Source organism: Sinorhizobium sp. 22678, from assembly GCF_052044265.1.
Classification (GTDB): Bacteria; Pseudomonadota; Alphaproteobacteria; order Rhizobiales; family Rhizobiaceae; genus Sinorhizobium; species Sinorhizobium meliloti_A.
Genome location: NZ_JBQEMS010000007.1, coordinates 212,329 through 231,164, shown reverse-complemented (window position 1 = coordinate 231,164; position 18,836 = coordinate 212,329). Strand labels below are relative to the sequence as shown.

Genomic DNA, 18,836 nt, shown 5'->3' with positions numbered 1-18,836 from the left:
CGAAGTCTGCATGTTATGGGCAGGTATGTCCGTGAATGCTGCGCCAACCGTCATGTTCCTGCTGATCTCATTCGGCACCGTCCTCGGAATCGCGGGGACTGACTTGGTGCTGCCTGCAATTCCGGCCATGCCGACGGCATTCGGCGGGACTGCGGCATTGGCGCAGATGGTCCTCGCAGCCTATGCCGGGGGCACGCTCGTGGGACTGCTTACCTTCGGGGAACTCGGGGCGAGGTACTCTCGCCGCAAGCTGTTGGTCTGGTCGCTGGGCCTGTTTGCCGTCACGTCTCTTCTGTCTGCCTACGCGCCGACCTTGGAATGGCTGGTCGTCTTGCGTTTCGCGCAAGGCGCGTTCGGCTCGGGCCCGGCGGTTTTCGCGCCGGGCTTTATTCACGGGCTTTACCCTGCGGACAAGGCGCCCTCCATGTTCGGCAGGCTCGGCTCCATCGAGTCCTTGACGCCGGCTCTTGCGCCCATCGTCGGAGCCTATCTTATGACGGTGGGGGGATGGCAGACTTCTTTCCTTATGTTGGCCGGACTTGCCATTCTCTGCGCCATTGGCAGCTGGGCTTACCGTCAATCGCTTCCGGACCGGCTCGAGGCTCTTGAGCTCCATCGAAGCTATATGTCGATCATCCGCAATCGCGATTTTCTTCGGCACGGCTTAAGCCAGGCGCTTTCCCTCGGCAGCATTCTCATCTTTGTATTCGGCGCCCCCGCAGTAATGACAGGGGCATTGGGCATGACGATCGGAGACTTCATTCTCCTTCAAGTTTTCGGCATTGCCCTTTTTATTCTGGCGTCGAACGCGTCCAATGCGCTTGCCCGAAGATTCGGTACCGAACGCATGATCATGATCGGTACAGGAGGTGTGGTTCTTGGCTTCTTCCTGGTCCTTCTCTACACATCCCTCGGTGGACGCAGCCTGACTGTGCTCGTGCCCCTGTGGATGACCGCAAACGGCGCGTTCGGCATCCGGGGACCAATCGGTTTCCACCAGGCAATCCTTGCCTCAAGAGGGGATCATTCACGCGGCGCCGCATTGGTCGTTGCCGCTATACTTGGGATCACTGCCGGAGGTACCGCCGCCGCCGCTCCTTTCATTGACATAGGCTGGTGGCCGCTAGCCTTGGCGAGTAGCCTCGCTGCGCTGCTGGGTTTTCTATGTCTGACGCTGATCGGCAGCACGGCGAAAGAAGCTGAAGACGGTTAGCGCATTTCACGACGATCCGGGGGAAGGCCAGGACATGGTTCAAGCCACGTCCTGGCCTCGCCAATCATACCAGATCGAAGCGGTCGGCGTTCATGACCTTGGTCCAGGCCGCGACGAAGTCCTTCACGAACTTCTCTCCGGCATCAGACTGGGCGTACACCTCCGCAAAGGCGCGCAGCTGTGAATGCGAGCCGAAGATCAGGTCGACGCGGGTGCCGGTCCACCGCGCAGCGCCGGTCTTGCGGTCTCGGCCTTCGTATACGCCTTCTTCGCCTGCGATGGGTGACCACTGCGTACCCATATCGAGCAGGTTGACGAAGAAGTCGTTCGTCAGCGCTTCGGGCCGCGACGTGAAGACGCCATGCCTGGGCTCGCCCGCCTTCAGCACGCGCAGGCCGCCGACGAGAACGGTCATTTCCGGGGCGGTCAGCGTCAGCAGCTGAGCGCGATCCACAAGCGCCTCTTCCGGCTTCATGAATTGCCGGCGGCTGGTGCTCACATAGTTGCGGAAACCATCCGCACGAGGCTCCAGCGCGGCGAAGGATGCGGCGTCGGTCTGTGCCTCCGAGGCATCCATGCGACCCGGCGTGAACGGAACGGCGATGTCGTGGCCACCGGCCTTCGCCGCCTTTTCGACGGCGGCGCCACCTGCAAGCACGATCAGATCCGCAAGCGAGATCCTCTTGCCGCCGGTCTGGGCGGCGTTGAAGTCCCTCTGTATGCCCTCAAGCACAGAGAGAACCCTGGCGAGCTGAGTCGGCTGGTTGACCTCCCAGTCTTTCTGCGGCGCCAGGCGGATTCGCGCACCATTGGCGCCGCCGCGCTTGTCGGAGCCGCGGAAGGTCGAAGCGGAAGCCCATGCGGTCGAGACAAGTTCCTGCACCGACACGCCGGAAGCGAGGACCTTCGCCTTGAGGCCGGCTATGTCCGTCTCGTCGACCAGCCTGTGGTGGACGGCCGGGATCACGTCCTGCCAGATCAGGTCCTCGGCCGGGACCTCAGGGCCGAGATAGCGAACCTTCGGCCCCATGTCGCGGTGGGTCAGCTTGAACCAGGCGCGGGCGAAAGCGTCGGCGAACTGGTCCGGATTTTCGAGGAAGCGGCGCGAGATTTTCTCGTAAGCGGGATCAAAACGCAGCGACAGATCCGTGGTCAGCATGGTCGGAACATGCTTCCTGGAGGCGTCATAGGCATCGGGGATGGAAGCCTCGGCGTTCTTTGCCTTCCATTGATATGCGCCGGCGGGGCTCTTGGTCAGTTCCCACTCGTGGTTGAACAGGTTTTCGAAGAAGTGGTTGCTCCAGCGGGTGGGCGTCTGCGACCAGGTCACTTCCGGCCCGCCCGTGATCGCGTCCTTGCCGACGCCCGTGCCGAAGGTGCTCTTCCAGCCGAGACCCTGATCCTCGATCGCGCCGCCTTCCGGGTCTGCACCGATGAACGAGGGATCGCCCGCGCCATGCGTCTTGCCGAAGGTGTGGCCGCCGGCGATCAGCGCCACCGTCTCTTCGTCGTTCATAGCCATGCGGGCAAAGGTTTCGCGGATATCGTGCGCGGCAGCAACCGGATCGGGATTGCCGTTCGGGCCTTCCGGGTTGACGTAGATGAGGCCCATCTGCACGGCGGCAAGCGGCTCGCTCAGTTGCCGTTCGCCGCTGTAGCGCTCGTCGCCCAGCCAGGTGCCTTCCGGTCCCCAGAACAGTTCCTCGGGTTCCCATACGTCGACCCGGCCGCCGGCAAAGCCGAAGGTCTTGAAGCCCATGGATTCGAGCGCGACATTGCCGGTCAGGATCAACAGATCCGCCCAAGAAATCCTGTTGCCGTACTTCTGCTTGATCGGCCACAGCAAACGTCGGGCCTTGTCGAGATTGGCGTTGTCCGGCCAGCTGTTGAGCGGCGCGAAACGCTGCTGGCCCTGACCGGCGCCGCCACGGCCGTCGGTGATGCGGTAGGTGCCGGCGCTGTGCCAGGCCATGCGGATGAAGAGCCCGCCATAATGGCCGAAGTCGGCCGGCCACCAGTCCTGCGAATCCGTCATCAGTGCATGCAGGTCCCGCTTCAGCGCATCGAGGTCGAGCTTCTTGAACTCCTCGGCGTAGTTGAACGTATTGCCCAACGGATCGGAAAGACCGGAATGCCGGTGCAGAACCTGGACGTCCAACTGATCCGGCCACCAGTCGCGGTTCGATCTGCCTCTCGGTGCCGTGTGTGCGACGGGACACTTGCCCGCACTATCGCTCTTCTGATCCATGGTAATCTCCTCTTCCTCGATTGTGCGCGTCCAAAAGCAGCCTGTCCGCAAAGTCGATTGAGCGGCATCAATTGGGCCGGCGCATGCTCCCCATGATTTGGCGCAATTTTACCCCATTGGTCAAACGGCTTGTTCCCTGATCAGGTCAATGAAGGCGCGCAGTTTGGCGGGCATGTGACGACGTTGCGAAAAATAGAGGCTGAGCCCGGGATAGGCGGGGCACCACTCTTCCAGCACCGGAACAAGGCGCCCGGTAGCGATATGCGCAGCGAGCGAGTATTCGCCGATATAAGCGAGTCCAGCGCCCGAAAGGGCGGCCTCCAGGATAAGATCCGTCGCATCGAGCGTCAGATTGCCGGGAACGTCGATCACGTGCGCTTCACCCCGCCGCTCGAACTCCCAGCGATACAGTCTGCCGTTCGCCATGCGCATCTGGATGCAGCGATGCCGCACCAGATCGAGCGGGACGACTGGCTTGGAACGCCCCTTGAAATATTCAGGCGATCCGACAACCAGGAAACGGAGGGTCCGGGTGATCGGAATGGCCACCATATCGGGCGAAATTGCCTCGGCAAGTCGTACCCCGGCGTCGAAACCCTTACCAATTACATCGACAAGCGCATTCTCCGTCACGACCTCAAGTTCGACCTCGGGATAGCGGCGGCCGTATTCGAGCAGCAGCGGCTCCAGCAGCATGCGTGCCGCTCCCGGCGCCATATTGAGCCGAAGCCTGCCCGAGGGTCTACTCGAATGCTCGCCGATATGCTCGATCGCATTCTCGATCGTTTGCAGGGCCGGTGCGATTTCAGAGAGGAATTGTTCTCCTGCAGCAGAGAGCGCGACGCTGCGCGTCGTGCGGTTGAACAGCCTGACTGCCAGGCGCTCTTCCAGCGCTGCTATCGCATGGCTCAATGCCGATGACGACATGCCGAGTTCGCGCGCGGCAGCGCGAAATCCGCCATGGCGGGCAACCGCGGCAACCGCCTCCAATTCGCTCAAGCTTGCCCTCAATGTGCGATGTAGCTCACCAGCGTGTCCAATTTTGTCCGACTAGCCGCAACAGATAATGCATTCCATCTTCCTGGTGAAGCCACAACAGGAGAGAGGCAATGCGTATCATCGACGGAGTCTACATCGACGGCAGCTTCGTCGAACCGCACGGCGAGCAATGGGCCCAGCTCTTTAATCCGGCGACCGAGGAACAGATCGGAAAGGTGCGCCTGGCGGATGAGGAAGACGCGAACCGGGCCGTTGCGGCGGCCAGGCGCGCATTTCCCGCATTCTCCAATACGTCGAAGGAAGAGCGGATCACCATGCTGAAGCGCTTGCATGCGGCAGTCTCCGAGCGCGCGGGCGATCTCGTGGAGGCCATGCGGGTGGAATATGGAGCGCCGTCGAGTTTCATCGACTTTGCGGCGCGGCGAGCAGGAAATGTGTTCCTCGATATGGCGAAAACACTGGAGAGCTACGATTTCCGGCGGCGCATCGGCCGCGCCGACGTGGAGATGCGGCCTTCGGGGGTGGCGGTGGCGATCACACCATGGAATAGCAATTATAGCTTCATCTGCGGAAAGCTGTCGGCAGCGATTGCGTCGGGCAGCACGATGGTCATCAAACCTTCCGAGATGAGCGCCATCCAAACGCAGGTCATCACGGAATGCCTGCATGAAGCGGCTCTCTCGAAGGGGGTGTTCAACATCGTCACCGGCTACGGCGCTGTCGTCGGTGTGGCGCTCACCGCAAACCGGGATGTTTCAAAGATCACGTTCACGGGCTCTACCGTCACCGGCCGCGCCATCGCCCAGACGGCCGCGGCGACGATGAAGCGGGTCACCATGGAGCTTGGCGGCAAGAGCCCCAGCATCATCCTGGACGATGCCGATCTCGAAGTAGCGATCCCTCAGGTTCTGGCTGCCGGCTTCCTCAACAGCGGACAGGCCTGCATTGCCGGTACCCGGATCCTTGTTCCCGAATCTCGTCGCGAGGAGATCGAGGCACGCCTGAAAGAGGCGGCAAAGGTGTTCACGGTCGGTGATCCCGGTGATCGCGAGGTGCGGATCGGGCCGTTGGTGAGCCGGAAGCAATGGGACCGCGTGCAAGGCTACCTGCGTCTCGGCCAGGAAGAAGGTGCAACTCTCCTGATCGGGGGCGAAGGGCGTCCCGAAGGCCTCGAGCGAGGTTGGTTCGTTCGTCCAACCATCTTCTCCGGCGTCCGCAACGACATGCGCATTGCCCGCGAGGAGATCTTCGGCCCGGTGCTCTGCGTCCTTTCCTATCGCGACGAGCAAGAGGCGATCGCGATCGCCAACGATACCGACTACGGCCTGCAGGCCAATGTCTTCTCTTCCGACCTCGAACGAGCAAAGCGCGTTGCTGATCGCATCGAGGCAGGTCGCGTGATCATCAATGGCGCACCGCACGAGCCGTTTGCACCCTTTGGCGGCTTCAAGCAATCCGGCTTCGGCCGCGAATTCGGCGTCTTCGGCCTGGAAGCCTTCCTCGAGCCCCGTGCGGTCATCTCCTGAGGAACAACCGGCAAGCATATTCTTGACAGATCGTTCCAGTATTCCTATATGGGCTTTATGGCACGGATCAAGGAATTCGACAGGGACGAGGCATTGGACGCGGCGATTGCCGTGTTTCGCGAGCATGGCTTTGAAGGCACCTCGACGGAGATGCTGATACGGGCGATGAGAATCGGCCGCCAGAGCCTCTACGACACCTTCGGTGACAAGTGGAAGCTCTACTGCCTCGCGGTGGAACGCTATTCGGCGAGTGAGACGAGTGCTCATATCGCCTTGTTGCGCGGCAAACCGCGTGCACTGGACGGTATCCGGTTGGTGATGGAACGCGTTGTGGACAATGCAAACGAAGCTTGTCTCGGCGTGAACTCGATCTGCGAGTTCGGTCAGAGGCGGCCCGACCTGGCGGCACTGCATCACGCCGCCGATCTTCGGCTCAAGAACGCCGCGGTTGAACGCATCAGAGAAGCCCAGGCTGCAGGTGACTTAACCGGTTCATTGCCCGCTGAGGCGGTGGCCGATTTCCTCGTTGCCAATATCGCCGGTATCAGGATAGCCGCACGTGGGGGAGCCGGTCGGGAACATCTGCAGTCCCTCAGCCGGTTGGCGCTTCGCGCAGTCGCCTAGCAGGCAGAAAACTTTGCTCTTTTTTGGAATGATCAGTCAATAAAAGGATCTATGCATGAAAGCCGTTGTGATGAAAGAGGTCGGTGGTACCGACGTGATGGAATTCGTCGATTGGCCTGAGCCTGTCGCAAGGCCGGGACATGTCGTGGTGGAGGTCGCCGCGGCCGGCGTGAACTTCATGGACATCGGCGTGCGCCAAGGTATGGCCTGGACCGACGTCCCTAACGCGAAAGTTCTGGGTGTCGAGGGCGCTGGCCGCGTGCTCGCCGTCGGCGATGGAGCGGGCGAGTTTGAAGTCGGCGATCGCGTCGCCTGGGTCTATGCTCCCGGAAGTTATGCTCAGCGCCAGTCGGTACCGACAGCCTCCCTCGTGAAAATTCCCGATACCGTGGACGATCGAACGGCTGCTTCCGCGATGATGCAGGGGCTCACGGCCAGTCACTTCGCGACGGATTTTTATCCCGTGCAGCCGGGCGACATCGCCCTTGTTCATGCGGCGGCCGGCGGGGTCGGCCTCCTGCTGACACAGATTATCAGGCTAAGGGGTGGCCGAGTAATCGGACGCGTCTCCTCCGAAGACAAGGTCGCGATCGCCAAAAAGGCCGGAGCCGAGCACGTCATCGTCGATACAGAGGGACAGTTTGCCGACGAAGTCCTGCGCCTGACTAGTGGTGAGGGCGTGAACGTCGTTTACGATGGCTCCGGTCCCAAAACCTTCAAGGGCTCGATCGAAGCGCTCCGCCGGTCCGGCACCTTCTGCTGGTATGGACCGGTGCTCGGCGGGCCCGGACCGCTCGATATCATGAGCCTGCCGAAGAGCATCAAGATCGGCTACGCGACATTCATGGATCACATCCACACTCGCAAACTCCTTCTCGATCGCACCAAACAGCTTTTCGACTGGATCGGGGACGGAACGATCAAGGTGACGATCGGCGAAACCTATCGCCTTGCCGACGCCGCCCGCGCCCATGCCGCGATGGCAAGCCGTGCAACCACCGGCAAACTGCTTTTGATCCCGTAAGGAGCAAATCACGAAGGACATCCCGGCGCGGCAACCCGACACGGGCACGATCGCAATACCTCTGAAGAGCGTCGGTAACCCCAAGGCATCGGCGTCAGCCGCTGCAGACCGAAAGCTCCAGACGCGTGTCTATCCCGACGTTGGCAAGGAATGTCTCGTCATGGCTGACGACGACGAGTGCGCCGTCATAGGCGAGCAGCCCAGCTTCAACCGCCTCGATGGAGTCGATATCCAGATGGTTGGTCGGCTCGTCGAGAATGAGCAGCGATGGGGGATCGGAACCGCCGAGTGCACAGGCAAGGCCGGCGCGCAGCACCTGCCCGCCGCTCAACGTCTCCACCCTTTGCAATGCCGCATCCGCACGGAAGCGAAAGCTGGCCAACGCCGCCCGGCAGGCGTTGTCGCCGGCACCGGGGTTGAGCCGCTTGAAGTTATCGAGGATCGTCTCGCCGCGCTCCAGGATGCTGACGCTTTGGTCCAACAGAGAGAAAGGAACGTTTACGGAAACGGTTCCTTCGAAGGGTGGCAATTCTCCGGTGACCACCTTCAGAAGGCTCGTCTTGCCCGACCCGTTGGGGCCGGTGATCGAAAGGCGCAGCGGGCCGACCAGCGAGAAGGATAGATCCCGAATGACCGGACGGGCGGGATCGTAGCCCGCCGTGACGCCTTCAAACGCGAGGACTTGCCGGCCGGCTGGAAGCTCGGTTCGCGGAAGACGGATGGAAAAGGGCTGCAGCACCTCGATCCGCGCTTTGGCGGCTGTGATGGCCTCGAGCGCGCCTGCGCACTGTCGCTCGGCGAGTTCCACACCCCTGCCCCGGCTTTCTTCCGCATTGTTCTTGCGCCGGCCCAGGAGAATCCTCGGCATGTCGCCCTTTGCCGCTTTTCGGGTACCAGACGCGTCACGCCTGTCCTGCCGCTCTGCCAGGGCACGTGCCTTGCGATCGATTTCGTCGGCGGTCTTCTGTGCATGCGCAAGGCTTTGTTGCGCCGCCTCCAGCTCAACCGCCCTCGCCGCCTGATAGGCGCTCCACCCCCCGCCGTAGCGCTTTGTCCCGAGCGAGGTCACTTCGATAATCGCGTCCATTTCTTCGAGCAGTTCGCGATCGTGGCTGACGACAATCGCCCCGCTGCGCCAGCCGGAAAGAAGGTCGATAACCGCCCGTCTGCCGTCACGATCCAGATTGTTGGTCGGCTCGTCGAGAAGGAGAAAGTCCGGCTCGGAGAAAATTGCCGCCGCGAGCACCGCCCGCGTGCGCTGTCCCCCGGAGAGCTCAGTCAGGAGCGTATCCGCCCGCGCCTCCAGTCCAAGCCGGACAAGGGCGGACATTATGCGCTCTTCCACCGTCCAGTCCGCATTCTCCAGTTCTTCAAGGGTCGCCTCGCCTGTTTCGGCGCGCCGTAACACCGCAAGCGCCTGCGTCGCACCGAACACATCGGCGATGGTTTCACCGGCGCCGGGCCGAAGCATCTGCCTCGCCAGCGCGACGCGTCCCTGGATGGCAACCGTGCCGGAGGAAGGTCTCAATGTACCGGCAAGGATGTTGAGCAGGATGGTTTTTCCGACGCCATTTCTTCCGACGAGCCCCGTCCGCTCCGGACCAAACGCCAGGTCGAGATCGGTCAAGACATGCTCCCCGTCGGGTTTCGACCAGGAAAGTGCGGAGAGAGTGATGGAGGGCATCGCGAACCTGTTGCATTGCTAATAACAGCACAGTACCGTGCTTTTATCAGCAACGGGCGGTGCGAACAATGGCGTTGTCCATCCCGCCCATCGACGGGGTCGGACATAGATGAATATCGTTCGCAGACGTGGCGGCGGACGTCCCACCCGGGAAGAGGCCGAGGCTCTGACCCGCCGTCTTCTGGATAGCGCCCGCTCGACCTTTGCCCGCAAGGGGGTTGCGAACACGTCCATGGAAGAGATTGCCGCCAAGCTCGGAATCTCGAAACACACGCTTTATCGGAGATATCCGAACAGGCAGGCGCTTCTGGAAGCCGTGGTCGAACGTGACCTCGTCCGCTTTCGCAAGACGCTTGCCGACGCAGCGGGACAGGGTGATGCACCTCTCGCAGTGTTGCGCGATATGGCTTTCAGCTATTTCCGCTTCGGCACGGACCGGGATTATTCCGCTTTCTATATGTCGGTTACCGCCGAGGCCGTGTTTTCCTTGCCATTGCGGGAAAGGTTGGCGGCGTGGTCGAGTGCTGCACTGGAGCCCGTCGTGCAGGCGATCAAATCGGCTCAGGCCGCGGGCCTCATCGTGCCGGGGTCTGCCATTGAGATTTGCCACGTCCTTGTCGATTTGCTTGAAGGCGCGAATAATCGTGTCCGTCTCTGCGGGTCCGAGTGTCCGGACGCCGAAAATCTTCGCCTGTTCGAAAGCCGCTGGGCCATTTTCCAGACTGCCATGAGACGCGAACCCGATCGACCGCAGAAAGCCTGAACGTGTGAAGGATCGGCTGGTCTCGCAGCCGATCCCTCCGCGAAATGGCGGCATCCGCTCCGTTAGAGCGGCATTACAGACGCCGCGAGGAGTCCGGCCAGCGCCGACGGCTCCGCCGAAAATATATCGTAGGCGCAAGGCGTTGCCACAACGGCGAATGTCAGTATGCCGACTATGAAGCGCTTCATCTAAACCTCCTTGAATCACGAGCTCGGTCAGGCGAGCGTCAGATCGACCTCGATGTTCCCCCGCGTTGCCTTTGAATAGGGGCAGGTCTGATGCGCTTCGGCGATGAGCGATCGCGCAAGGTCCGCGTCGATGCCGGGCAGGCTGACGGCAAGCCGGGCTCGAAGGAAAAAGCCGCCATCCGATTTGGCGAGATCGACTTCGGCATCGACTGCCGTTTCGGCCGGGAGCGACAACGTACGCTTCGCCGCGGCAAGACCCAGTGCACCGATAAAACAGGCCGACCAGCCGGCGGCGAAGAGCTGCTCAGGATTGGTTCCGGCCTTGCCGCTGCCGGGGGGCGAAAGCCTGACGTCCAGTTGGGCATCGTCGCTGCGGGCGAACCCTTCACGGCCGCCGGTCGTATGGGTCTTACCGGTGTAGAGAACCTTTTCCTGCGTTGTCATCAGACACTCCGTTCGGTTGCGTCGCACGATCGCGACATTTGACGACGTGTGTTGTGCCTGCGCGACGTATCGGGCATGTTTGCGAAACCGCCGGAATTGTACCCGGATGTAGGCATCTCACTGGAAGGTAGCCAAGGAGGCCGGCGTACTTTCCTAGTAAGCCACCGACGAAATTGGGGACGCCCGACGCTCACGGTTGAAGGCGGCAACAGTGGATGCCGTTGGTTATTTCGCACGAGTGGGATCGCTCGGCCCATGCGGGTCGGCAATATGCGCGTGCCGATCGTGTTCCCCGCGGCGGCCGCCCGTCAGGATCACGACACCCTCGGCTGATCGGAGCCATTCGCCCTCAGCAACGCCATCAGCATCGGGCCGAGCGAGAATTTCCCTTGCCGCGCCTTGGCGGTCAGATCGCGCAGATAGCCGCCGGCGGAGTTGATATGCCCTGCCCTCTCCAGAATGCAGGCCACGGCAATGCCGGCGTTTTCCGGTCCCATGACCTTGCAGGCGTCCTGATAGGCCGAGGGGTAAACGCCAAGCATAGATCGTACCGTAACCGCAGCGATCATAAGGTCGCGCCAACTTTTCACCGTGCCGTCAGGACCGTAGTTCATGATTTCCGGGCAGGCCTTCAGTACCATTCCCAGCGGAAAGGCCCTTTTTGCCTCGTGAGCCCGTTCAATGGCTTGGCCGTCTGACCGCTCATTCGAAGAGCCACGTTCAAGTTCAATAATAGATTCGGGTTTTGATTCCTGTTTGTGCCGCTCAGTTTGATCGGGATTGCCGCTCATCTCTTGTGGTTTTACGCGCTTTTGCAACTGGTTAGCCACATGTTCGCGCAGCGTTTCGAACGCCTCTACCAGAGGGGTGAGGTCAGCGATGTCGGGCGCCCTCGGTATAGCCTGGACAAGGCTTCGAAAATTCTCCTGCATGGACGTCCAGTCGCCGGGCAGTTCTTCGAGCACCACGTCTATCAGCTTGGCGATGTCTCTGCGGCAGAGCGTCAACCGCTCGCGCAGCCGTTGCAGCTCGACCCGGTCGGCCTCAGCCTCCGCAGCGAGCCGCTCTATTTCGCCGGAGCGAGCCAGGAGCGGTGCGAGCGAAAAGCCGTACGCCGTGCCGATCGCTCCATCACGAGACTTGCGGGCATAGCGCTTGCCGTTCGGACTGTCCTTGCGAGCGACAAGACCTGCCTCGACCAATGCGGCCAGGTGCCTCCTTAGCGTCGCCTCCGCCATGCCGTGGGCTCTCAGCGACAGCTGAACGTTCGAGGGAAAGACGACCAGACCGGTCTCTCCGCTCAGCGTGTTCTCGGGATAGAAGCTCAACAGCGCGTTCAGAACGGCCAGCGCCCGGTCGCTGATGCCCAGACGGCGTTTGGCCGCACAAAGCGAGCGAAACAGCTTCCACTTGTCGACCGACTTCCCAGGTTCGATGTCGCGGGAGATGAACTGGCCTGCCAACATGGCAAGAGTCATCGTCCGCCGCCCAAAGGGGGTCGTCACACTTCCACTCTCCATTTTCCTTCACCTTCGATAAGGCAAAAGAAAGCAGCTCACCAAAAACGGTGCCAAGAACTCTTGACTGTGATTCGTGGAAATGCGATTCTCGATCTTGCTACAAATCTGAGGAAGGCTTCCACGGCTTGTTCGTTGGGGGCCTTTTTCTTTTGCGGGTTAGTCTCCTTGTTTCGAATGCTGCTTTTGCATGAACTGGTCGTGCAGGCTTTCGATCTGACCTGCAATGAAATCGACAAAGCCTGACGGCACAGACTTGTTGAACGTGAGCTTCGAAGCCGACTTGCCGCGTTGGATCTGGCCAAGCACGAGGCCATGAGAGATCAGATCGGCCGTGGCGGAAGAGGCTGCAGCCTTGGCATCCGCCTTGGCAAGCGCCTCAAAAACTGCAGCGAAACGAGCGTCACTGGATGAGGCCTGCATCTGGTCTCTCTCCAGAACCGACTGCGCTACCTTCGAGGGCTCTCTGTGGGCCGCCCAGCGCAGCTCAAATTCCACCCATCTGCGCCGTCCGATTTCAGGGGCCGGACCAATCTGCATCAGGATGTCGCGCGGCAATGCTGCCGCTATCCGGATCATTTCTGAGATATGCGACCTGCCGGTGCTCAGCGACTTGCAGATCACGTCGCGGCGATAACCCGCAGCCTCCTGCGACTGCGCAAATAGGCACCGCTCGATGAAGGACAGGTCCTTGCGGTTGCTGTTCTCCTCCCCTTGGAGAACGATCGCCTCTTCGTCGCTCAGCTCCCGGGCAATCGTCTTGAACTTAATGCCGAGGAGTTTGGCAGCGGCAAGCCGCCGGCGGCCGAATACGATCTGGAACGGCCTTGCGGCCCCTCGAACCGGGCGGACCAAGCCAGGAGTACTCTGCCCGTGCTCACGCATCGACTCGAGCAGATCCGCGATGCTGGCTTCGCTGTAGCCGGAATCGAAGCGATCCCGGATGGCGGATTCCATGATCTCGTCCGGATCGATCTCGACGATCTGGCCACCATCCTTGAGAAGTCGTTCGGCAAGCTCGCTGCGTTCCTGCATCTGGCGGACGCCGGCGGCGACTTTGAGAAGGTGGGGTGACGTGGACCGCTGCATTCCGCCCGTCTCCGCAGAATTCTCCAGCTGCCCGAGGACATTGGCAAAAAGGCCTTTGGAATCCTTGCGGCTCATTCTCTCCCCCATGCCTTCCAGAACAGGCCTTCGAGTTCAGCATTGGCCGCGTTGATCGACTCGATGGCGCGGTCGTAGGTTTTCGGAGCCGAGAAGCGGGACCTCTGAACCTCGTACAGGCTCTGCTTCCAAGTCAGTGCATCGGCCACGGCCGTCGATTTGATGACCGAGTTGAGGAGCAGGTCCTCGCCGAACACCTGTCTCATCAGCGCGGACATGTTGGCTTGAGGATGATCGTTCGGCTCGAATTTGGTGATCAGGAACTTGGCGAAATCCCATTGAGCCGCCGTGCCCACCTCATTCAGGATCTGCATGTAGGACCCGGCAAGCTCCAGAAACTTCGCCGTGGAGTCCACATCCAGCATATGCGCAGGAACCGGGATGATGACGCCGGTGGCAGCCGTCAGTGACGAAAGCGTCAGGAAGTTCAGCGACGGAGCCGAGTCCATGAGGATGAAGTCGTAATCCTCGGCGACCTGCTCAAGCGCTTGGGAAACGCGAAGCAGGAAGCCCGTTCCTGCGGATCGCCGCATCTCGAGCGCGACGGCCGTCTCGAATTCGGTCAGTTCGAGGCCGGCGCAGATGACGTCGAAACCGACGATGTGGGTCTTATGGATGATGGACTTCGTCGGGACGGGATCGTCGAAACGAATGGCTGAGAAAAGTGTGTCGCCCGCACGGTAGTCGAATTCCGGTAGGCTGCCATGAAGGGCGGTGAGCGATGCCTGCGGGTCGAGATCCACGGCCAGCACGCGATAGCCCCTGAGTGCCAGATAGTGGCCGAGATGGATTGTCGTGGAGGTCTTGCTGGAGCCGCCTTTGAAGTTGGTGACGGCAACGATCTGGCATTGCTCGTCGCCTGTCCGGCGGGGGTTCATCCACTTCTTCCGGCCGTTTTGCGAAAGAGCCAAGCGCAATTCAAGAACCTGATCGAGCGTGTAGAAACGCCGTCCGTTGGCGATTTCGGGTTCGGGGCCCTGTTCCTTGGCCGCAACCTGGCGGATATAGGCCTCCGTTACGCCCAGCAGGGCGGCAACTTCGGTGGAGGTGAACTTGCGCATCGTTCGGCGCGCATCCGGGGGAAATTGCGCCATGCTCAAGTTGTTCAGCGCCATTTCGAGCTTGCTGGAAAAGTTTTCCATGAAAGCGAGGCTGCTTAGGTGTCGCGTCATCGAAAGAATCCCTGGTGATCGTTTCCGTCACATAAGCAGTGAAGTGGTTAACCGTTTGCTAACCGCCACGTAACTACTCGAAAACACGCAAATTCGAAAAATCTCCGCAACTAAGACGTACTCCGATTCGGCTATGGCCATCAATGCGCGCTGTGGATGACGCTTGGTGCCGGTGGGAAGCGCCCGCGCTGCGGTTCTCGAGCCTCCACGCGGGCATGTTGAGCCGCGACAGTGGTTCACGGCGAGCGGTCGGTTCGGAGCCTCCAGCGTTGCTTCGAACGGTGACCTGGTGAACTCTAGCCAGAGTTCCCCGCGGGGAACGGGCTGGACGGCGAGAGCTGCGAGGCGGTACCGGCTGACCGCAAAGGCGGCACATATGTGCATGTATGGGAAAAGCCCGGCTTTTCGATGTTCGCCCGTACCCCCTGCCCCAGCTTCGTAGGATGCATGCGGGCGACGACTGCACCGAACGGTTCCCCGCGGGGAACGCGACGGCGGCCTGGCGCGAACGGACTATTGGAGAGACACGCAATGCATCGCCCGCCACACGAGACAAGGATCGCGTCGAGACTAGGATTGTGGAGACGGTTGCGCGCTGCATGCTGCCGGTGGCGTATATATGGTGCGCCGCATAGGGCAGGAGCCTTGTGGCTGTCGTCAGGAACTGTTCCGGCAATATGCTTTCCGTCTGGACCCTTGCCTCAGACAATTGGCGGTCGAAACGCCAGGCGTTCCCCGCGGGGAACTTGACGGAGGGCTAACCGGTGCTCCCTTGACGCGGCCATCTGCGGCGGGTGTGAGCTGCCGCCAGCCACGCTTTGCTCGACGACCACCGAGGAACTCGACTTCCACGGCATGTTCCCGCAGGCCTGGGTGAGGATTCATTCGCGGCCGCACAAACCTTGTGCGGCCTACGGCGAGGCGGAGATCCAATGGATGTTCGGCTGGCCTTGCCGCGGGTCTGCCGTGCAGCGCTTCAGATGCGGCCGGATGCCGCTATTCATTCGGTTCCCCGCGGGGAACTTTCGGAGCCATTTCGGCTACGCCTGTGGGTGACGGCTGCACTTGGCGCCGGTCGGCCCGCAACCGGGCTTTTGCTTTTGACCTTCCGTGAAGGATCTCCGCTGATCGACCCCGTGAAGCTTCAAGCATTTGCGAAGGGACGTTGGTCGGCTCGTGCCCTGCCTGGGGGAGGGGAGGGCGTCACGGATGGCGGGGGTGCACGGCTGGATGCGCATCCTTAGCGCAGAACCGCATGGCGATCGGATCTAGCTGCATCGAAGCTTATCTTCCAGCAGATGGTCGAGTGAGCGAGAGACAAATATGCCATCAGCATTCCGGGTGTCGTCGGGTGGGTGGAGAGCGGGATCGAGGCAAGGCTGAGTTCGACAAAGCAGGCTTGTGCTGTAGAGACCTCTCGTGATGGGTCTCCTCTGAAGGACTCCCGCTCTGCTTCATGACAAAGTCGCTAAAACGTATGAAAGACCTTGCATTGGCAGCCGGAAAATACAGTTTGCGTGAGCCGGCGGACTTAGGGTACGCTCTAAGTGCTGGCTGACGGGTCCTTCTGGGTGTTTTGACGGTTTGGGTAAGCCATTGAAATACAATGGCTAAAAAGCCTTACGGAAGCTATATAGCACATAACTTCCGCCACTCCTGACGCTGCGAGGCCTCGCTTAACCGGACCAGATTAGGCCGCAGGGCTTTTCAAACGTTCCCCGCGGGGAACAATCGCCGCCGACCGGGAAAGCTGACACGCACGGGCCATCTCAAGTCCGTGTCCGAGGACTCCGAAACCGGTGAAAACGGTAATCGGAGGCAATCACGCAGGTGCTGTGCTCTACCTGTCATACGGCGGCATCATCTGGAGCTGGGCAAAGGCCGGGCAGCCGGTTGCGTGGCAAGAAGCTGCTGTAGAACGGAGGGCGCGAGTTTGCAGCCGCAACCGCCACCGTGAGCGAGGTGCCGGGGGAGAGTGTTCATCAATCCTCCCAGCAGCGTGGTTGGACTCACCTGATCGGCGCGAGAGTGGGCCGCCAGCGGCGACCATCGCTACCGCGTATTATCCGACGAGTCTAATAGCTGCGGCGCAGCACTTCCATGGCGCTTCGATGCCGCAAGGGGTGAGGCATCGATGATGCGCCTGATCGATCAGGCCGCCGACCGGCCGCCTGGTCGGCGTGGTGTTTACTGCTGCGGACCTGCCGGCTTCGGTAACGGCGAAGAGTGCCGAGGCCGAGGCTGCGGCACGGCGCGAAAGCGCAGGGGCTGAACAGCCCAGTCAGACGGCAACGGCAGCGGGACGACGCAGTCGGTCAGCAGGGTCTGATCTCCGTTGGTGACCTCGAAGACGATCCCGGGCCGCTCCATGCGCTTGCAATCTGGCCAGCGCTCAAAATCGATCCATTCGCTCATGGCTTTTCCAACCCCCTCACAGCAGGAAATCGCTTCCGGAAAGAGCCGAAAGATTCATCACCTTGATTTGAAAATCTGCAAGGCCGTCGCCATTGACGTCACCGGAGACTATCCCACTCCTGAAGTTAAGTTCACCCGCTTTGCCGTGGAACGCACTGCTGCCGATAAATAGAAATGCCTGGTCTCCGATGGCATTGCTGTTCGCGTCGATTGAACGCAAATCCATCCGATCAATGCCGGACGCGAAATCATCGATCACGTCTCTGGCAGCCGGCGCCGATTGTGCGGTCGTCTGAAAGACGAAGGTGTCCGCACCGCCGCCGCCAATCAGCCGATCGGCGCCGTTACCGCCGATCAGGGTGTCGTTGCCGTCACGCCCATTCAGCACGTCGTTGCCTGCAAGGCCGTTCAGGAGGTTAGCGCGGTTGTCTCCGCGCAAGGTATCGTTGAAGGCTGAACCGTAGAGCCGCTCGATCGATACATATGTATCGCCCGCCGCTTCCCCCGTGTTGGAACCGGGCGAGGAAAGATCTGCGACGACGCCGGCTGTGGCATTCGAGTAATTCGCCAGATCGGTGCCATTGCCGCCGTCGAGCCGGTCGGCGCCCGCACCGCCGAAAAGATTGTCGTTGCCATCGCCGCCGATCAGCCTGTCGTTGCCGCCGTTACCCCAAAGAGCATTTGCAGCGGCATTGCCGGTGATCGTGTCGCTGCCTGTGCCACCCTTCGCGTTCTCGATGAGGGAGCGGGCGTCGCCTTGAAACTGTAGAGCGTTGGCAATATTGCCGATCGCCACCTTTGAACCGTTATAATGCAGCTTCGCCAATTGCGCGGCCGAGGTGGTCGTCCATTCGCCCGGGCGCAGATCGACCTTCAGTGCAGTCGTATAATTGGAGAAATCGTAGGTGTCCGTTCCGCCGCCGTCCCATACGGTAAGCAGGATCTTGTTGCCGCCAGGGGCACCCTCACCGATACCATTGATGAACATCTCGCCCGACGTCGGGCTCCAGCGATAGGTCGTGTTTCCGCTTTCGGTGGTGAAATCCGCGCCGTACATATGCTGCAAGGCGGCGATATCGTACATCATCAGCGATTGCGCGTATCCCCAGGTCTCGTTGGTGTAACCGGTCGTGGTCGAGGCACCGACATAGGAACGGTAACTCATGACCGTGTATTCCATCGAGTCGCGATTCACGGGCATGACGTTGCCCTCATGGGCGTGTTCCAGTCCAAGCGCGTGGCCGATCTCGTGAAGGAATGTCACATAGGCATAGTTTCCCTTGACCGGTCGGCTGTAGTGGCCGGACGACTTGTTGAACCACGCGTCGCCGCCTTCTGCCGCGGTCGAGGGGAAATAGGCCCAGGCGGTGCTCGGAGCGTCGGACGAGGCGAGGCGGAGATCGGCATGCTTGGTCGCACTCTCCGTGACCTCGGTGAATGTCACGTTGGCGACGGAGGAAAACTGATCGAGGGCTGCTCGCGTGGCGGCCTGCTGTGCGGCGTTCAAGACGGCAAAGCCCTTCAGCGGCTCGCCATTGCCGTAACCGGAGCCGTAGAATGAAGCGCTGGTCGGGAAACTGAACGTGAAGTCCTTGATCCCCCATTTCCAGTCGCCGAGGAGACCGTTGACATAGGCGTTACCAGTCGTTGCATAAGTCGTGGTTGCAGGCATCGTTTTCCCAGGCCATCGGAGTTGAAGTCAGGTCAGTACCCGCGTGCGATGCGCCGAGATCTGATCCGCAGGTGCGCTTATAGCTCGTCCGGGTTAACACCTTAATTCGGCCTGATGGTCGGGGTGGGTCAGACCAGGTGGTCTAGACCTGTAGGTTGCTCACGCCAGCGAGGCGAGGGGAGC

The 18,836-nt window shown here is 61.0% G+C and carries 15 protein-coding genes and 1 pseudogene; 5 read left to right on the top strand and 11 right to left on the bottom strand.

Annotation, left to right across the window (positions count from 1 at the left end; translation table 11 throughout):
* Positions 1 to 10: 10 nt before the first annotated feature.
* Positions 11 to 1,213 (top strand): multidrug effflux MFS transporter, encoded by a 1,203-nt coding sequence (locus tag ACTJKL_RS13365; RefSeq protein WP_275598618.1) that lies wholly within the window; start codon positions 11 to 13, stop codon positions 1,211 to 1,213.
* A gap of 64 nt (positions 1,214 to 1,277) precedes the next feature.
* Here ACTJKL_RS13365 and katG read toward each other — a convergent pair whose 3' ends face one another.
* Together katG and ACTJKL_RS13355 are read right to left on the bottom strand one after the other, a co-directional pair.
* Positions 1,278 to 3,461: a catalase/peroxidase HPI gene (katG, locus tag ACTJKL_RS13360; RefSeq protein ID WP_275598619.1), complete on the bottom strand. Its 2,184-nt coding sequence runs from the start codon at positions 3,459 to 3,461 to the stop codon at positions 1,278 to 1,280.
* A gap of 120 nt (positions 3,462 to 3,581) precedes the next feature.
* Positions 3,582 to 4,472 (bottom strand): LysR family transcriptional regulator, encoded by an 891-nt coding sequence (locus ACTJKL_RS13355; protein WP_275598620.1) that lies wholly within the window; start codon positions 4,470 to 4,472, stop codon positions 3,582 to 3,584.
* A gap of 98 nt (positions 4,473 to 4,570) precedes the next feature.
* Between ACTJKL_RS13355 and ACTJKL_RS13350 the strand changes: the two genes are divergently transcribed.
* Genes ACTJKL_RS13350 through ACTJKL_RS13340 form a run of 3 tightly spaced genes read left to right on the top strand, consistent with a single transcriptional unit; the run spans position 4,571 to position 7,634 of the window.
* Positions 4,571 to 5,986 (top strand): aldehyde dehydrogenase family protein, encoded by a 1,416-nt coding sequence (locus tag ACTJKL_RS13350; protein ID WP_275598621.1) that lies wholly within the window; start codon positions 4,571 to 4,573, stop codon positions 5,984 to 5,986.
* A gap of 57 nt (positions 5,987 to 6,043) precedes the next feature.
* Entirely contained in the window at positions 6,044 to 6,610 is a 567-nt protein-coding gene (locus tag ACTJKL_RS13345; RefSeq protein ID WP_275598622.1) for a TetR/AcrR family transcriptional regulator, read from the top strand.
* Between the two features lie 55 nt (positions 6,611 to 6,665).
* A complete protein-coding gene (locus ACTJKL_RS13340; protein ID WP_275598623.1) occupies positions 6,666 to 7,634 on the top strand; it encodes a quinone oxidoreductase family protein in 969 nt (322 codons plus the stop codon).
* A gap of 94 nt (positions 7,635 to 7,728) precedes the next feature.
* On the opposite strand, the gene ACTJKL_RS13335 is transcribed toward ACTJKL_RS13340, so the two are convergent.
* A complete protein-coding gene (locus ACTJKL_RS13335) occupies positions 7,729 to 9,318 on the bottom strand; it encodes an ABC-F family ATP-binding cassette domain-containing protein (protein WP_275598624.1) in 1,590 nt (529 codons plus the stop codon).
* 109 nt (positions 9,319 to 9,427) lie between these two features.
* Here ACTJKL_RS13335 and ACTJKL_RS13330 point away from each other — a divergent pair, with 109 nt between their 5' ends.
* A complete protein-coding gene (locus tag ACTJKL_RS13330) occupies positions 9,428 to 10,081 on the top strand; it encodes a TetR/AcrR family transcriptional regulator (RefSeq protein WP_275598625.1) in 654 nt (217 codons plus the stop codon).
* Between the two features lie 62 nt (positions 10,082 to 10,143).
* Here ACTJKL_RS13330 and ACTJKL_RS13325 read toward each other — a convergent pair whose 3' ends face one another.
* The 8 genes and pseudogenes from ACTJKL_RS13325 to ACTJKL_RS13290 form a co-directional block, all read right to left on the bottom strand.
* Positions 10,144 to 10,269 carry a hypothetical protein gene (locus tag ACTJKL_RS13325; protein ID WP_272939047.1) on the bottom strand — a complete coding sequence of 42 codons (126 nt, stop codon included), beginning with the start codon at positions 10,267 to 10,269 and terminating at the stop codon, positions 10,144 to 10,146.
* Positions 10,270 to 10,296: 27 nt separating this feature from the next.
* On the bottom strand, positions 10,297 to 10,713 hold the full coding sequence (locus ACTJKL_RS13320; protein WP_102762002.1) for an organic hydroperoxide resistance protein: 417 nt from the start codon (positions 10,711 to 10,713) through the stop codon (positions 10,297 to 10,299).
* A gap of 314 nt (positions 10,714 to 11,027) precedes the next feature.
* Positions 11,028 to 12,233 carry a plasmid replication protein RepC gene (gene repC / locus ACTJKL_RS13315; protein ID WP_275598626.1) on the bottom strand — a complete coding sequence of 402 codons (1,206 nt, stop codon included), beginning with the start codon at positions 12,231 to 12,233 and terminating at the stop codon, positions 11,028 to 11,030.
* A 156-nt stretch (positions 12,234 to 12,389) separates the two neighbouring features.
* Positions 12,390 to 13,394 (bottom strand): plasmid partitioning protein RepB, encoded by a 1,005-nt coding sequence (gene repB / locus ACTJKL_RS13310; RefSeq protein WP_275598627.1) that lies wholly within the window; start codon positions 13,392 to 13,394, stop codon positions 12,390 to 12,392.
* On the bottom strand, positions 13,391 to 14,566 hold the full coding sequence (repA, locus tag ACTJKL_RS13305) for a plasmid partitioning protein RepA (protein WP_100674083.1): 1,176 nt from the start codon (positions 14,564 to 14,566) through the stop codon (positions 13,391 to 13,393). The genes repB and repA overlap by 4 nt, the downstream gene beginning before the upstream one ends.
* A gap of 1,878 nt (positions 14,567 to 16,444) precedes the next feature.
* A pseudogene (locus ACTJKL_RS13300) lies at positions 16,445 to 16,549 on the bottom strand (selenide, water dikinase SelD); the annotation flags it as partial.
* 204 nt (positions 16,550 to 16,753) lie between these two features.
* Positions 16,754 to 16,981 (bottom strand): hypothetical protein, encoded by a 228-nt coding sequence (locus ACTJKL_RS13295; protein ID WP_018096539.1) that lies wholly within the window; start codon positions 16,979 to 16,981, stop codon positions 16,754 to 16,756.
* A 16-nt stretch (positions 16,982 to 16,997) separates the two neighbouring features.
* Entirely contained in the window at positions 16,998 to 18,653 is a 1,656-nt protein-coding gene (locus ACTJKL_RS13290) for a M10 family metallopeptidase C-terminal domain-containing protein (RefSeq protein ID WP_275598628.1), read from the bottom strand.
* Between the last annotated feature and the right edge of the window lie 183 nt (positions 18,654 to 18,836).